Origin of the sequence: Nocardioides sp. zg-DK7169 (genome assembly GCF_013155365.1) — a bacterium.
Taxonomy (GTDB): Bacteria; Actinomycetota; Actinomycetes; order Propionibacteriales; family Nocardioidaceae; genus Nocardioides.
This window is the reverse complement of the sequence record NZ_JABJRA010000009.1, coordinates 117,921-133,345: the sequence shown is the minus strand read 5'-3', so window position 1 is coordinate 133,345 and position 15,425 is coordinate 117,921. Positions and strand designations below refer to the sequence as shown.

The 15,425-nt window shown below is 75.0% G+C and carries 12 protein-coding genes; 8 read left to right on the top strand and 4 right to left on the bottom strand.

Translation table 11 applies throughout. The features are described from left to right. Positions 1-8: 8 nt before the first annotated feature. Positions 9-698 (bottom strand): LuxR C-terminal-related transcriptional regulator, encoded by a 690-nt coding sequence (locus HOQ23_RS14435; RefSeq protein WP_172215311.1) that lies wholly within the window; start codon positions 696-698, stop codon positions 9-11. Continuing rightward, complete coding sequence (locus HOQ23_RS14430; protein ID WP_172215310.1) at positions 691-2,088, bottom strand: HAMP domain-containing sensor histidine kinase; 1,398 nt, start codon at positions 2,086-2,088, stop codon at positions 691-693. The genes HOQ23_RS14435 and HOQ23_RS14430 overlap by 8 nt, the downstream gene beginning before the upstream one ends. A 481-nt stretch (positions 2,089-2,569) precedes the next feature. On the opposite strand from HOQ23_RS14430, the gene HOQ23_RS21625 reads away from it, so the two are divergent. The 5 genes from HOQ23_RS21625 to HOQ23_RS14405 all read left to right on the top strand — a co-directional run bounded on the left by HOQ23_RS21625 (position 2,570) and on the right by HOQ23_RS14405 (position 9,040). Further along, positions 2,570-3,280, top strand: coding sequence for a response regulator transcription factor (locus HOQ23_RS21625; RefSeq protein WP_172215309.1), 711 nt, complete (start codon positions 2,570-2,572; stop codon positions 3,278-3,280). Positions 3,281-3,335: 55 nt separating this feature from the next. Next, complete coding sequence (locus HOQ23_RS14420; protein WP_172215308.1) at positions 3,336-4,769, top strand: sugar transferase; 1,434 nt, start codon at positions 3,336-3,338, stop codon at positions 4,767-4,769. After that, positions 4,769-5,224 carry a UDP-N-acetylglucosamine--LPS N-acetylglucosamine transferase gene (locus HOQ23_RS14415; RefSeq protein ID WP_172215307.1) on the top strand — a complete coding sequence of 152 codons (456 nt, stop codon included), beginning with the start codon at positions 4,769-4,771 and terminating at the stop codon, positions 5,222-5,224. The genes HOQ23_RS14420 and HOQ23_RS14415 overlap by 1 nt, the downstream gene beginning before the upstream one ends. Further along, on the top strand, positions 5,221-5,784 hold the full coding sequence (locus HOQ23_RS14410; protein ID WP_172215306.1) for a glycosyltransferase: 564 nt from the start codon (positions 5,221-5,223) through the stop codon (positions 5,782-5,784). The genes HOQ23_RS14415 and HOQ23_RS14410 overlap by 4 nt, the downstream gene beginning before the upstream one ends. A 73-nt stretch (positions 5,785-5,857) precedes the next feature. After that, positions 5,858-9,040: a PKD domain-containing protein gene (locus HOQ23_RS14405; RefSeq protein WP_172215305.1), complete on the top strand. Its 3,183-nt coding sequence runs from the start codon at positions 5,858-5,860 to the stop codon at positions 9,038-9,040. A gap of 175 nt (positions 9,041-9,215) precedes the next feature. Here the strand turns inward: HOQ23_RS14405 and HOQ23_RS14400 are convergent, their stop codons facing one another. Together HOQ23_RS14400 and HOQ23_RS14395 are read right to left on the bottom strand one after the other, a co-directional pair. Then, positions 9,216-10,145, bottom strand: coding sequence for a glycosyltransferase family 2 protein (locus tag HOQ23_RS14400; protein WP_172215304.1), 930 nt, complete (start codon positions 10,143-10,145; stop codon positions 9,216-9,218). After that, positions 10,142-11,509, bottom strand: a complete 1,368-nt coding sequence (locus tag HOQ23_RS14395; RefSeq protein ID WP_172215303.1) for an O-antigen ligase — start codon at positions 11,507-11,509, stop codon at positions 10,142-10,144. The genes HOQ23_RS14400 and HOQ23_RS14395 overlap by 4 nt, the downstream gene beginning before the upstream one ends. 164 nt (positions 11,510-11,673) lie before the next feature. Between HOQ23_RS14395 and HOQ23_RS14390 the strand changes: the two genes are divergently transcribed. Genes HOQ23_RS14390 through HOQ23_RS14380 form a run of 3 tightly spaced genes read left to right on the top strand, consistent with a single transcriptional unit; the run spans position 11,674 to position 15,424 of the window. Next, on the top strand, positions 11,674-13,296 hold the full coding sequence (locus HOQ23_RS14390; RefSeq protein WP_172215302.1) for a hypothetical protein: 1,623 nt from the start codon (positions 11,674-11,676) through the stop codon (positions 13,294-13,296). Continuing rightward, positions 13,293-14,198, top strand: a complete 906-nt coding sequence (locus HOQ23_RS14385) for a sulfotransferase (RefSeq protein WP_172215301.1) — start codon at positions 13,293-13,295, stop codon at positions 14,196-14,198. The genes HOQ23_RS14390 and HOQ23_RS14385 overlap by 4 nt, the downstream gene beginning before the upstream one ends. After that, positions 14,195-15,424 carry a hypothetical protein gene (locus HOQ23_RS14380; protein WP_172215300.1) on the top strand — a complete coding sequence of 410 codons (1,230 nt, stop codon included), beginning with the start codon at positions 14,195-14,197 and terminating at the stop codon, positions 15,422-15,424. Before HOQ23_RS14385 ends, HOQ23_RS14380 begins: the two co-directional genes overlap by 4 nt. The last annotated feature ends 1 nt before the right edge of the window (position 15,425 follow it).

Sequence of the window (15,425 nt, the reverse complement as noted above, 5' to 3'; positions counted from 1 at the left end):
GGCGGGCGTCAGGCCTCGACGCGCCAGCCCACGGAGTTGGCCAGGCCGACCGCGGCCAGCTGGGAGGAGACCCCCAGCTTGGACAGGATCGACTTCACCTGGGTGCGGACGGTCGCCTCCGAGATGACCCCGATCCGGGCGATCTCGCGCACCTGGTGGCCCGCGATCAGGTGACCGAGGACCTGCCGCTCGCGCGGGGTCAGGGAGTTCAGCCGGCCGCGCACGTCCTGCTGGCTGGCGCGCTGGTCGCGCCAGGCCTTGAGCAGCTCCTCGCGCTCCTGCGGGTCCTGCACCTGCAGGCCCTGGCTGAGCCGGCGCACCACCGAGAGGACCTCGTTCAGCGGCCGGGTCTTGGACACGACGCGGCGCGCGCCGTTGGCCACGCACTCGCCCCAGCGGGCCCGGTCGTCGGAGGCGGTGACCACCACGACGTTGATGCCCTCCTTGGCCATCGGGGTGATCAACCGGACGGCGTCGCCCAGCGGGCCGAGGTCGAGGTCGAGCAGGAGGATGCGCGGGCGCAGCCGGGACACCGCGGAGACGGCCGCGGCGGCGGAGGAGACGTCGTTGACGCCGAGGCGGCGCACGTCGTACCCGTCGATGGACAGGGCGACCTCGAGCGACTCCGCGAAGAGGTGGTGGTCCTCGAGGATGACCACGCGGGTGCGGCGACGGGGCTGCTGCTGGAGGTTAGGCAACGTCGCTCTCCTTCCGGGCGAGGTCGAGACCGATGACGAAGCACGCGCCGTCGCGGTGGTTGCGGTCCAGGCGCAGGCAGCCGCCGTCGGCCTCGAGCAGGGTCTGGGCGATGTTCAGCCCGATCCCGCTGCCGGTCGACTCGGGGCGTCGCGCGCCCCACTCGAAGACGGAGTCGGCGAGGTCGGGCAGCACGCCCGGGCCGTGGTCGCGCACCTGGATGAGGACCCGGTCCTGGGTGCGGGAGGTGCGGATCTCCACGGTGCTGCCCGGTGCGTGGGCGGCGGCGTTGGCGAGCAGGATGTTGACGACCTCGCTGAGGTGGTCCGCGACCGCGCGGCAGCGCAGCCCGGTGGGCTCCCAGTGGATGGTGCGGCCCTGGCTGCGGTGCGCCACCACGAGCGGGGCGAGGATGTCGTCGATGCAGACCTCGCTCGCGCCCTCGACCGGGGGCTTGTGCAGCAGCCGGGTGAGCCGCGCGGTCTCCTGGGCGACCATCTGGCCCAGGGAGGCGCGGGAGCGCAGCGCGGGGCCGGCCCCGGAACCCGTCACGGGGGCGTCGTAGCCGTAGTCGCCGGTCAGCAGCTCCACGGCGGAGGCGATGCCGGCGATGGTGCCCTTGACCTCGTGGAGCTGGGCGCGGTCCGAGCGGGCCCGGTTCTCGATGGCACGCAACGAGCGGCGGAGGTCGGCGATGGCACGCAGGTCGTCGCCGATGGCCGCGCACAGCAGGGCGAAGGAGGCCGAGCAGACGGTGGCGGTGGCGATGAACCCCGCCACCAGCTCCACGCCCGGCACGAGGGTCTCGCTCCCCTCGAGGCGGCCCACGGTCAGGGACACGATGAAGAGCACCAGCCCGACCTGCAGACGCAGCGCCGCCCACCGGGGCAGCGGCATCCGGGCCAGGCCGGCGACGATCGGCACGCTCAGCAGGGCCAGCGCCACGGCACCGACGCCGCGTCCGGCGGTGGCCAGCGGGAGCTCCCAGCCGAGGCCGGCGACCGCGAAGTGGGCGGTCGAGAGCAGGACGCCGATCGCCAAGCCGAGCGCGGCCGGGTCGGCGACGACCGGCACGGTCTCGGAGAAGCCCAGGGTGATCGCGATGATCGACACCACCAGCAGGTCGGTGGCCAGCACCCAGGCGTCCTGCTCGGGGCCGACGTCGCCCAGGCTCAGTGCGGCCACCACCAGGCCGTGCGCGGCGATCACGATCGTGCAGGTGGTCAGCCAGGCGACCGGCTGGCTGTCGGTGATGCGCCAGTGCAGGTAGAGGAACAGCGCGGAGACGATGAGCGCAGGCGCGAAGACGAGGCTCGAGGCGACCGCGAGCTCGCCGAGCGAGTCGACCGCGTTGGTCGCGCCGATGACGACGAGCGGAACAGCGAGCAGCACGCACACGATGAGCGCGCCGCCCCATCTGGATGAGTCGCTCGAGCTTGAACCTGGTGACACTCCTACCCCCCGCGCACTTGCCTGTGTCCCGTCCGGCCGTGTCGGCCGGACGGCTCTCCCTCCCGAGAGCGAGCCTCATGTCTGCTCGCGGAGCCGATGCTTGTGTTCTGAGTCACGGTCATCCACAAGGATCACTTCCGCTTACCCGTTTTTGGTGAAGAACGGACGGGGGCAGGGCGAAGCGCGCGGAACATTTACCTTCCAGGGAAGGGGTTTGGGCAGCGTGGATCTCGGGCGGCGAGGCGACCGACCGGACACCGGAAGGATGCGGAACGGCCCGCGGGCCGGGCATCCCCAAATTGCGGGCACTCCGGGCTGGGAAGGAGCGGGGGCACCGGCGCCCTCCAGACGATGCCGCCATGCCCGATCTCGACCGGCCCGGCCGGTGTCCCGCTCACCGTGCTCCCGGACGGGGTGCCCGGTGAGCAGCGTCCTGGTGGTCTCCGACCAGATGCTGGTCGCCGAGACCATCCGTGCCGCGCTCGCCGGGCAGGGCTGGGACGCGCGGCTGGCGCGGTGGCCCGAGCGCGCCGGCGCCGTCGTGACGGTCCCGCCCGGCATGACGCTCGGCGTCTTGGTGACCGACCTCGAGCGCGCCGACCGGCTCGAGCACGCCCAACGGATCCTCGCGGCCTGGCCGGACCACTGGGTCGTGCTCACCGGCGCCCCCCGCGGGCCCCGCTGGGGCGCCGTCCTCGACGCCCGGGCGCTGGGGGTGCTGAGCTCCGCCGTCGGCCTGGAGGACCTCTCCGCCGTGCTGAGGCGGGCGGCGGCCGGCATCCGGCCGGTCGAGCCGGGCGAGGCCAACCAGCTGCGGCACTCGTGGCGCGCGGTGCTCGCCGAGCAGCGCGAGCTGGCCGAGCGGATGCGTCGTCTCACCCGCCGCGAGCTCACCATCCTCGGTCTGCTGTACGCCGGCGACAACGTCGGGCGCATCGCCGCCCAGCTCGGGGTCTCCGAGGCCACCGTCCGCAGCCAGGTGCGTGCCGTGCTGCGCAAGCTCGCGGTGAACTCCCAGCTGGCCGCGGTCGCGGCGTACGCCTCGCTCGTGGAGGAGCGGCGGGTCCCGGACCGCGGCGGCTGGTCTCCCCAAAATCCGGGAAAGGCCCACGCGGCCCAACGGCCGTGGTGACCGCGATGAACCACCCTTCGAACTCTGTTCCCGTCCGCACCGTTGGAGGCACTTCGTGAGCTCGTTCGCCGATGCCCAGGCACTCGATCCCGAGCGCCTCGCGGCCCCCGCGCCGACCGTCGCGGTGGTCGCCGACCCTCCGGTGGACGAGCAGGTCGGTCTCCTCGACAGGCGCAGCCACGCGCTCCTCGGCGCGCTCGCCGAGACCATCTCGGTGCTCACCGCCGGGACCATCGCCGTCCTGACGCTCGGCGGGCACGCCCTGGTGACGGGCGCGATGCTGACCGTCGCCTGCGCCTCGACGGGCCTGGCCGCCCGGGCCGCCGCGCGCCGCGGGTGGCTCGAGGCGCCGAGCACCGCCCGGGCCGCGCTCACGGTGCTGCTGAGCGGTGTCGTCGTGGCCTGGCTGGTCGGGGCCCCGGAGGTCGCCCCGGTGCTGGGGATGGTCGCGGTGACCACCACCGCCTCGGTCCTCGCCCGTGCCCTGGTCGCGCTGGGGCGCCCGCCGCTGCGCGTCGTGCTCGCCGGGGACGCCACCGTCGTCGCGAGCTCCGCGCTCGCCTGGCGCGCGCGCCGTGACGTCCACGTCGTCGGGGCCGTCGTCGTGCAGGACGAGGCGGACCTGCTGGAGCCCGACGTGCTCGGGCTGCCGGTCTCCTCGGACCCGGGTGCCGCGGAGGCGTGGGGCGCGGACACCGTCGTGCTGCTCCCCGGTGCGGCCGTCGGGCCGCGGGCCCTGGAGCGGCTGTGCTGGCGCCTGGAGGCCAGCCCGGTCCGGGTCGCGGTGGCCTGGGACGGCCTGCTCGACGGGGTGGACCGCCACCGCGTGCGGATGGGCTGGTCCGGCGGCAGCGCCTTCGCGGTCGTCGACCGCAGCCGGCCCCCGCTCGCCGTGCGGGCCGCCAAGGCCGCCTTCGACCGGCTCGCGGCGCTCGCGCTGCTGGCGCTCGCGACCCCCGTGCTGGCGCTGCTGGCGCTCGTCGTACGCCTGGACTCCCCGGGCCCGGCGTTCTTCCGCCAGGTCCGCGTGGGCAAGGACGGGCGCCCGTTCACGATGTACAAGCTGCGCACGATGGTCTCCGACGCCGAAGCGGTGCGCGCCAGCGTCGCGCACGCCGACCAGGGCGCCGGCGTGCTGTTCAAGATCCACCGCGACCCGCGGGTGACCCGCGCCGGGCGGGTGCTGCGACGCACCTCCCTCGACGAGCTGCCGCAGCTGCTCAACGTGGTCCGCGGCGAGATGTCGCTGGTCGGTCCGCGCCCCGCGCTGCCCGGCGAGGTCGAGGGGTACGACGAGCGCACCCGGCGCCGCCTCGCGGTGCGCCCCGGGCTGACCGGCCTGTGGCAGGTCAGCGGCCGCTCGGACTTGGGCTGGGAGGAGTCGGTGGGCCTGGACCTGCGCTACACCGACAACGTCACCCTGGGCCGCGACCTCGGCATCTGCCTGCGCACGGTGCGTGCGGTCACCAGCCGACGCGGGGCCTACTGATGGCCACCGAGGTCCTGCTGATCACCTCGCAGGGCGGTCACCTCGCGCAGCTGCTGACGATGCGCGGCTGGTGGAGCGGCCGCGACCGGGTCTGGGTCGCCCCGGACACCGCGGACGTCGCGGACCGGCTCGCCGGCGAGCGGGTCGTGCACTCCTTCTCGCCCACCACGCGCCACCTGCCCAACCTGCTGCGCAACGCGGTCCTGGCACTGCGGGTGCTGCGCCGCGAGCGGCCGGCGCTGGTGCTCAGCTCGGGGGCCGGCGTCGCGGTCCCGTTCTTCGTGGTCGCGCGGATGATGGGGATCCCGACGGTCTTCATCGAGGTCTACGACCGGGTCGACACCCCCACCATGACCGGGCGCCTGTGCGGGCCCTTCACCACCCGCCGCATCGTGCAGTGGGAGGACCAGCTGGCGTTCTACCCCGATGCCCGGCTCGTGGGGCCGCTGCTGTGAGGGCCACGGTCCTCGCCCTGGTCGGCACCGACCACCACCCCTTCCACCGGCTCGTGGACTGGGTCGACGAGGCCGCCCTGCGCCACCCCGAGGTGCACTTCGTCGTGCAGCACGGCGACGGCAAGGCGCCGGTGGTCGCGGAGGGGCACCGCTTCCTCTCCCACGCCCGCCTCACCACCGTCATGCGGGAGTCCGCGGCCGTGGTCTGCCACGGGGGACCGGGCACGATCATGGACGCGCGCGCGGCCGGCCACGTGCCGATCTGCGTGCCGCGCGACCCCGCCATGGGCGAGCACGTCGACGCCCACCAGCTCCGTTTCGCCCGGCTCGTGGGCACCGCCGGCGTGGTGCGGACGGTCCGGGAGGTCGAGGACTTCCAGACCACGCTCGACACCGCCCTGCTGATCGGTCCCCGGCCCCTGGTGGTGCGCACGGTCGAGGAGAGCGGCGCGACCACCCGGGCCCATGCCGCCCTCGCCGAGGAGCTCGAGCTCCTCCTGGGAGCGCCTCGCCGCCCGTCGCGACCCGGCTGGCGCCGGCGTCCGCCCGCGCTGCGCTGAGCCCGCCGACCGTTCCCTCCTCCGCTCCACCCGCTCCGCCCCTCCCGCGCTCCACCCCGTGAAAGGCCCTGCCATGCGCTCGACCTCCTCTCGCTCCGAGGGCGCTCCCGCGCCGCGCCGTACCGCCTCGCGCCCGGCGTCGCGGCGCCTGCTCGGTGCGCTCCTGGCCGGCGTCGTGGGCGCCGGGTCCCTGCTCGCGGTGGGGCTCGCGAGCGCGCCCCCGGCCGCCGCGGCCGAGCGCGACCAGGGCCTCAGCGGCGTCACCTCGCCGATGTGGCAGACCAACAACAACGTCGAGGCGATCGCGGTCTCCAACGGCGTGGTGTACGCCGGCGGCACGTTCAACCGGGTCCGCCCGCCGGGCGTGGCGCTCGGCGGCGCCGGCGAGGTCACCCGCACCAACCTCGCCGCGTTCAACGCCAGCACGGGTGCGCTGGTCACCGGCTTCAACGTCACCCTGAACGGTCGCGTCGACGACATCGCGATCTCGCCCGACGGCTCGCGGATGTACATCGTCGGCATGTTCACGTCCGTCAACGGCCAGACCCGCAACCGGGTCGCGGCGATCAACCTGCCCTCGGGCACCCTCGCCACCGGGTTCACCGCCAACGCGAACGCGACCGTGATGGCCGTCGCGGCGTCCGCCTCCGGGGTCTACGTCGCGGGTGACTTCACCAGCATCCGCGGGGCGGCGAAGTCGCGGTTCGCCTCCCTCGACCCGACCACCGGTGCGCTGCGCAGCGGCTTCACCGCGTCCCTCGACGCCCGCGGCCAGGCCGTGGAGATCGCACCGGACGGCAGCCGGATCCTGGTTGGCGGGGAGTTCACCACCGTCAACGGCACCACCACCGGGGCGGTCGCCTCGGTCGACCCCGCCACCGGCGACCTGGAGACCTGGGAGGCCAACACCACCCAGCCGATCAACGTCAACTGCAAGGCACGCGTCACCGACATCGTCTCTGCCGGCACCACGGCGTACGTCACCGCCGAGGGTGACCCGCCGGGCTGCTACGAGGGGACCTACGCGGCCCGGATCAGCGACGGCGAGCTGGAGTGGAACAGCACCTGCCTGGGCGCCTCGATGGGCCTGGCCCTGCTCGACGGCGTGCTCTACAAGGCCTCACACCAGCACGACTGCGCCTTCAACTACGGCGACGCACGCGGCGGCTACGTCGGCGGGACCTCGCGCGACGGGTTCATCTGGTGGCGCCTGGTGGGTCAGGACGTCGAGGACGGCTCGTTCGTGCACTGGTCGCCGAACACCAACGCCAGCACCGGCAACAACCCGGTCGGTCCGCACGTGCTGGCCACCGACGGCTCGCAGATGTTCGTCGGCGGCGACTTCAGCCGGGTCAACAACGCCGCCCAGCAGGGCCTGGCCCGCTTCGCGCCCGGCAACGGCTCGGCACCCGACAACCCGGCCGCGCCCACGGTGCAGGCCAACGCGGCCGGCGGCCTGACCGTGCAGTGGCCCGCGGTCATCGACAAGGACAGCGGCACGCTGACCTACCAGCTGCTGCGCGGCAACACGGTCGTCGAGCAGCAGACGGTCGAGTCCTACCCGTGGAGCCGCCCCACGATGCGCTTCGACGACACCGGCCTCACCCCGGGCGCGACGTACGGCTACCGGCTGCGGGTCAGCGACGGGGTCCGCACGAGCGCCAGCTCGCCCACGACGAGCGCCACCGTGCGCGCGAGCGCCCCACCGGCGTACGCCGACCTGGTCCGCTCCCTCGGGGCGAACCTGTACTGGCGGGCCGGGGACGCCGGCACCACGCTCGAGGACCGCTCGACCGCGGCCGCCGCGCCGGGGGAGAAGGTCGGCGGGGTCGCCACGACGCCTGGCGCCCTCGCCGGTGACGGCGCGGTCGCCCTCGACGGCGCCACCGGGCACCTCACCTCCCGCGACTCCCTCGAGCTGACCCCGGCCTTCACCCAGTCGGCGTGGTTCCGCACCACCTCGATCACCGGCGGCTCGCTGCTCGCGGTGACCGACACCAAGACCGGCGTCGGGACCTACTCCGACCGCGCGGTGACCATGGACAACAACGGCAACGTCGTGTTCTCCGTGCACCAGCCGCCGCGCACCGGCAGCCCGGACCCGCTCGGCCCGCGGCTGAACAACGTGCGCCAGCAGGGCCTGACCTTCAACGACGGCCGCTGGCACCAGGTGGTCGCGACCTGGAGCGGCACCACCGCGTCGCTCTACGTCGACGGGATCCTGCTCGGGACCTACGAGGGCACCGCCGGTGGCCTGACCCAGGGCTACCAGCGGGTGGGCTACACCGACCTGCGCAACGAGCAGGCGGTCTTCGGGCGCAACTTCTACGCCCAGAAGTGGCCGCTCACCGAGCACTTCAACGGCGCCATCGACGAGGTCGCCACCTTCCCGAGCGCCCTCACCGCGGAGCAGGTGCAGCAGCTGTGGGCGGCCGGCGTGGCCGACGCGTCCGGCGGCGTACCGGCCAACCGTCCGCCGCAGGCGGCGTTCTCCTTCACCACCGACGGGCTGAGCGTGAGCCTCGACGCGTCAGGCTCCAGCGACCCCGACGGGACGGTGGACTCCTACCGCTGGGACTTCGGCGACGGCGGCACCGCCAGCGGGGCGACCGCGTCGCGCACCTTCGCCGCCCCGGGCACCTACCCGGTGACGCTGGTGGTCACCGACGACGACGGGGCCTCCAGCGAGCTGACCCGCTCGGTCACGGTCAGCGCACCGCCGCCGGCGGCCACGAGCGTGGTCGTCGACCGGGGCGCGACCTGGGCCTGGCGCTACGCCCCGGGCGCCCCGCCGACCGACTGGAACGCGACGTCCTTCGACGACGCCTCGTGGAGCAGGGGAGCCGGGGCCCTCGGCTTCGGCACCACCGCGACGCTGGGCACCGACATCGACGGCTTCGCCACCACCTCGGAGCGGCCGCTGGCGGCGTACTTCCGGCGCGGGTTCACCGTCGCCGATGCCAGCCGCGTGGTGCGCCTGGAGCTGGAGACGGTCGCCGACGACGGCGTGGTGGTCTACGTCAACGGCACCGAGGTGGTGCGCTCGAACATGCCGAGCGGGCCGGTCACCTCGGGCACCTACGCCACGTCGGCGCGCAACAGCACCGTCGCCAACGCCGCCCCGGTCCTGGTGACCGTCCCGGCGTCGCTGCTGCGCAACGGCACCAACGTGATCGCCGCCGAGACCCACCTGAACTTCCGCGCCACCCGCGACGTGGGCTTCCACCTGCGGGCCACGCTGACCAGCAACCCCTGAGTGCGTACGACGAGGGCCCGGTCCGGTGTGGGCCGGGTCCTTCGTCGTGGGTGTCGTCCTGGGGCGGGGCAACGGGGCGCGGTAGTCCGCCACATGGGGGTCGCCCTGGGGCCGCGAGAGGACACCTGTGTGGCGGACTATCCCGTCCCCCCGGAGCCCCCGACACCCCCAGGCCCTAGATCCCCCGACCCCGGTGGTGCAGCGCCTCCATCACCCGGTCGGGGGTGACGGCGCGGGCGGCGACGGCGAGGGCGAGCACGGCGCGGGGCTCGCGGGGGTTGCGGCGCATGGCGCGGCCCGCCCAGCCCAGGGCCACCCGGCGGTGACCCATGGCGGCGTGCGCGAACGCGATCTGGCCGTGGATGCGCGAGGAGCCGCGGGGCGAGGTCTCGAACTCGGGGTAGCGCTCCAGCAGCCAGGACAGGCCCGCGGCCATCGTCTCCCAGCGGCGGAAGAAGAACGACTGGGTGCCCCACCGCACGACGGCGAGCGGCTCGGGGACGTTGAGCACGGGATGCGCGCGGGCGCAGCGCAGGAGCAGCTCGTAGTCCTCGCCGAAGCCGCCGGGGACCTCCTCCTCGACCAGGCCCACGGCGCCGCGCAGCGCGGCCGTGCGGGCCACGAACGTCGAGGGGTGCAGCTCGGTGTGCCGGTCGGCGAGCAGCGCGTCGAACCCGACCTGGGTCGCGGGCAGCACCCGGTCGTGGGTGCCCCCGTCGTAGTCGACCCGGATCCCGCAGCAGGCGAGCACGGCGTCGGGGCGCGCGACCAGCGCGGCCACCTGACGCCGCAGCTTGCCGGGCAGCCACAGGTCGTCGTCGTCGCAGAACGCCACCAGCTCGCCGTGCGCGGCCTCGACCCCGGTGTTGCGCGCCCCCGCGAGGCCGGGGCGCCGCACGTTGCGCACGGCGCGCACGCTCACCCGGCCGTCGTCGTCCTCGAGGGACAGGTCGGGCTCGCAGCGGTCCGCGACCACGATGATCTCCAGCGGGCCGGCGTAGTCCTGGGCGCGCACCGAGGCGATCGCCTCGCGCAGCATCTCGGGACGGTCGCGGGTGGCGATGACCACCGACACCAGGGGAGGGGCGAAGGACGGCAGGCTCATGCGCGCTCCGGTTCGTTGGACGGGACGAGACGACGGGGGCGCCCAGCAGCCGGGCGCGGGTCAGGCGGTGGTGCGGCATCGGCGCCGCGCAGCCCGAGCGCGGCCGCGAGCATCAGCAGCGGCAGGCCGTAGGGCAGGGCGCCGTAGAAGAAGAGCTCGACGCTCCCGACCAGCAGCGCGGTGCTGCACGCCAGCCCGACCGGGTCACGGCGGCGCACGGTGCCGAGGAAGGCCAGCGCGAACCAGCCCAGGAAGCACACAGTGGCGACCGGGCCGTGGGAGACCAGCACCATCCAGACCTGGCCCTGGGTGCCCACCGGCACGCCGGCCTCGCCGAGCGTGGGCACGGGGGTGCCGTGGCCGAACAGCGGGGACTCCGGCACCAGCTCCAGGGCCTGCACGTAGAGCGCCGCCCGGTCGTCGGTGCTGGTGGTGGCGCTCGTGCTCAGCCGGTCGCCCTGCCGCTCCTCCACCGGCAGGGCGTGGAAGAGCGCGACGGCGCCGACGCCGAGGGCCACCAGGACGGCGATGGTGGGGAGGTGGCGCGCGAGCAGCGCGCGCAGGCCGACGTACGCCGCGGCGAGGCCGACACCGAGGAACATGCCGCGGTTGAGGGTCAGCAGCGCCGGCACCGCGGAGGCGGGCAGCACCGCGAGGAGGAGCCAGAACCGGCGCTCGCCGCGCACCTGCCAGAGGTGGACGATCACGAAGGGGAGCAGCAGCGAGTACACGTTGCCCCAGTTGTTCGTGTAGAGGAACGGCGCGCTCGGGCGCGGGGCGACCTGGAGGAAGGAGTCGGGGTTGAACTGGCTCAGCCGGCGCACCACCATGTGGCTCACCAGCTCGTTGCCGAGCAGGGAGTCGGGCAGCAGGCGCGCCAGCGGCGTGCGCAGCACCGCGGCCGGCATCAGCAGGCCCAGGTAGCCGCCCACGACCGTGTAGACCCACCACAGCGTCAGGCAGCCGCACACCACCCGGTCGGTGAGCCGGTGGCGGGCGTTGTAGACGTAGACGAGCAGCACCGTCCCGGCCAGGTAGAGCGCGAGGCGGTAGGCGAAGCCGAGCAGGTCGCTCGCGGTGGTGACCATGATCGCGGAGGCGGCGCACCAGGCCAGGAAGAGCAGCCAGACGCCGAGGCCGCGCGGCGCGCGCACGGTGTCGGCGCGCCCGAGCAGCATCGCCATCACCACGGCGGCCGGGACCCAGACCAGGTCGAGCACGCCGCTGACCCACCACAGCGGTAGCCCGGCGAACAGCACCACCACCGGCCACGCCGGCAGGTCCGCGGCGTCCGGCGACAGCACCGGGGACGGGGCCGACGACGGGGCCCGCGTGCGGGCAGGCGTCGGGGAGGGGCGCGACATGCCCGGATCCTGCGGCGCGGCCCGTGCCCGGGGTCCGGTGCCCGCCGTCGTATACCCCATCTGGGGGATACCGCTCCGGAGCCCCGGGCCCGGTCGGGACGCGTCCCTACGGTGGGCGCTCCGGCGATCCGTGGGGGATGGTCGTCTCGAGCTGGGAGTCGTTGATGCATGCTGGGCAGGCGGATCCGTGGGGGCTGGGTCGCTACGGGAGGGTGCTGCGACGGCGGTGGATCGTGCTGCTCGTGTGCGCGGCCCTCGGCGCGGGCATCGGGGGTGCGTACGCCGCCCTGCGGCCGAGCACGGCCACGGCCGCCGCGATGGTCAACCTCAACGTCATCTCCCAGGACCCCTTCGACCTCCAGCGCGAGCCGTCCGGGCTGATCGACGCCCAGACCGAGGTGCAGACCGTGCGGTCCTCCGAGGTCGTGGCCCGCGCGGCGGAGAAGCTCGAGAGCACCACGCCGGCCGAGATCCGCGACGGCCTGCGCGCGGAGGTCTACCCCGACGCCACCGTCCTGCGGCTGACCTACACCGCCGGCAGCGTGGAGGAGGCGGTCGCCGGCGCCGACCGGATCGCCGAGGAGTTCCTCGCCTACCGCGGCAGCCTCGCCCGCCAGCGGGTCGCCAACGCCGTGGAGCAGCTCAGCCGGCGCCGTGACCTGCTGCGCGACGACGTGCTCGCCGCCACCCGCGAGATCGCCGACGCGCCCGCGGGCAGCCGGATGGCCGGCGCCGCGGCCCAGGAGCGCGACATCCTCGACAGCGAGATCGAGGAGCTGCTGCTGCGCATCGGCGAGCTCAGCGCCATCGAGACCACCGGCGGCACCGTGATCACCAACGCCGGGGACATCGGTGCCACCACCGGCCGCCCCCCGGCCCTGCTGGTCGCGGGCGGACTGCTGGCCGGCCTGCTGCTCGGGCTGGTCCTCGCCTTCGCCCGCGACGCGCTCGACGGTCGGGTCCGCGACGAGGACGACGTCCTCGTGTCGGGCGCCGGACCGGTCCTGGCCCGGCTGCCGCAGGACCTGCGGCTGCCCACCCGGGGCGCGGTCCAGGACGCCCTGCTGCGGGTCTGGCAGTTCCTCGACCAGGCACCCCCTGCGGACGCGCCGGACGGCGGCCCGCACCGGGTGCTCGCGGTGCTCGACACCGCCGGTCGCGACGACGCCGAGGCCGGCGCCCCGAGCCTCGGCGCGGCCCTCACCGTCGCGGCGGCGGGCCTCGGCGGCGACGCCGAGCTGGTCCTGGTCGGCGTGACCCAGCAGCGCATGCGCGCCCTCGGCGCCGAGCTCCAGCTGCACCAGGAGGACGACGCACGCGCCGGGAGCCCGGCCGGCAGCACCGGCGCCGCCGGCACCGTCGCCTACCGCTCCACCCGGCACCCCGAGCTGCGGGTGTGCTGGTTCGACCCCCAGGGCGGCGAGGCCGCCGCCCTGGCCCGCTTCGGCGAGGCGCTCGCCCAGCGCGGCGCCCCGGCCACGCGCACGGTCGTCTGCCTGGGCCCGGCGGCCGGCACCGCGGGCCGCATGCTCGCGGCCCGACTGGCCGACGCGGTGCTGGTGGTCGCCCGCACCGGTCGCACCCGGCGTACCGCGCTGGCGGCGCTCGTCTCCGACGTCGTCGCCGTGGACGGTCGCGTGCTCGGTGCGGTCGACCTGCGCGGGCGCACCCGTCCCGAGCGGGACCACGCGCTGGACCGCCGCGACGAGCCAGTCGACACCACGCCCGGCCCCGCCGGGCAGCCCAGCTCCCCGGAGTCCTCCGACCCGGTGGGGACCCGCGCATGAGCCTCGCGACCCGACCGGGCGGCGCCCTCAAGGACAGCGCCCCCCGCTGGCTCAAGGACGCCGCCGACCGCACCACCCGCGCCTACGGCCTGGCCACCTCGCCGTGGCGCCCGGCCCCTGACTTCCTGGTCATCGGCACCAAGCGGGGCGGCACCACCTCGATGTTCGACTACCTGCTCCAGCACCCGGGCCTGCTCGGCCTCTACCCGCAGGTGCGCGGCAAGAAGAGCACCGACTACTTCTTCAAGCAGGCCCACCGCGGGGAGCGGTGGTACCGCTCGCACTTCCACGCCCGCCCCTACCGCGCCGTCGTCGGCGCCCGGCTCGGCCACGCGCCGCTGGGCGGCGAGGCCTCGCCGTACTACCTGTGGGACCCGCGGATCGCGGGCGCGGTGCGCCGCGTCGCCCCGGGCGTGCGCAGCATCGTGCTGCTGCGCGACCCGGTGAAGCGGGCCTGGTCGCACTACCAGGAGCGGGTCGAGAACGGCGTGGAGCCGCTCGGCTTCGCCGACGCGCTGGACGCGGAGGAGGACCGCACCGCCGGGGAGCTGGAGCGGATGGCGGCGGACCCGACGTACTACAGCACCGCCCACGACTGGTACTCCTACCGCGCCCGCGGGGTCTACCTCCCGCAGCTGCGCAACTGGCTCGCGGCGTTCCCGCCCGAGCAGCTGCTGGTCCTGCGCAGCGAGGACCTGTACGCCGACCCGCAGGCGGTCCTGGACCGCACCTGCGACTTCCTCGGGGTGCCCCCGGCCCGGCTGGCACGCACCGGCGGGCTCAACGCGAGCCGCCGCTCCGACCCCGTCCCCGCCCGTGAGCGGGACCTGTTGGCGCGGTACTTCGCCCCCCACAACGCCGAGCTGGAGCGCTTCCTCGGCCGGCGGCTGGGGTGGACGTGAGCGCCGCGCGGCGCCCGGTCGGCCCGGTCCGCTCGGGCGCGTCCGGTCCGCTGCGCCAGCTCGTCCGCCTCGCCCTGCTGGCCGCGCTCGTCCTGGCGTCGGTGAGCCTCCCGGGCACGGACGCCGACCGACGCGGGCCGTTCGCCGCGTCCGCTGCGCCCGCCGCCGCTGCGACCGCGGCGCCGCCCGCGGCGCGGAAGGCGGCACCGGGCAAGGTCCAGCGCAGCTGGGGCGTCGACGGCCGCGTCATGGCGGTGCGGATCAAGGGCGACCTGGTCATCGTGGGCGGGGAGTTCAAGAACGCCATCGCCCCGGGGGGACGCCGCCGGCCGGCCCGCAACCTCGCGGTGTTCCGGCTGAGCAACGGTCGCTTCGTCGCGGGCGCGGTGCCCGGGACCGACGGGGTGGTCCGGGCGCTGGAGACCCGGGGCCGCTGGCTGTGGGTGGGCGGCTACTTCGAGCGGGTCGGCGCGCGGCCGCGTACCGGCCTGGCCAAGATCGACCTCGACACCGGCCGCGTGGCCACCGACTTCGACGCCGGGCTCGACCACGGCGTGCAGGCCCTCGCCCTCGGCAACGGCGGGTTGATCGTGGGCGGGCGGATGACCCGCGTCGGCGGGGTCGCCCAGTCCTGGCTGACCCGGCTCGCCCCCGCGAGCGGCAACCGCGACGAGCGCTTCGACCCGCGGCTGAACGGGCCCGTCTTCGCGCTGGGCGTGGACACCGCCACCCGCCGCGTCTGGGTGGGCGGCGCCTTCGAGCGCGTGCAGGGCAAGGCCCGCGACAGCATCGTGGCCCTCGACCTCGACAGCGGTCGCACCCGCGGTCGCCAGCTCGCCCGCACCGGCGGCGACGTCTTGTCCCTGCAGGTGGCCTCGAAGGGGCGCCGGATCGTGCTGGCCGACAACTTCAACGTGCTCTGCTCGTGGTCGGTGCGGACCGGGCAACGACAGTGGCGGGTCCCGGCCGGCGGCGACGTCCAGGCGGTCCGGGTGCACAAGAACCTGGCCTACTTCGGCGTCCACGGCGGGTACGGCGGCCGCTCGCGCGCCAAGCTCCTGGCGGCCGACCTCGGGACCGGCCGGGTGCTGTCCTGGCGGCCCGCGGTGCCGGACTTCTGGGGCATCTACGCCCTGGACGTCAGCCCGCGCGGACTGGTCGCCGGCGGGCGGATCACCCGGGTCGCGGGTGTGCCCGCGCGCGGCTGGGTGCGCTTCGTGCGCTGAG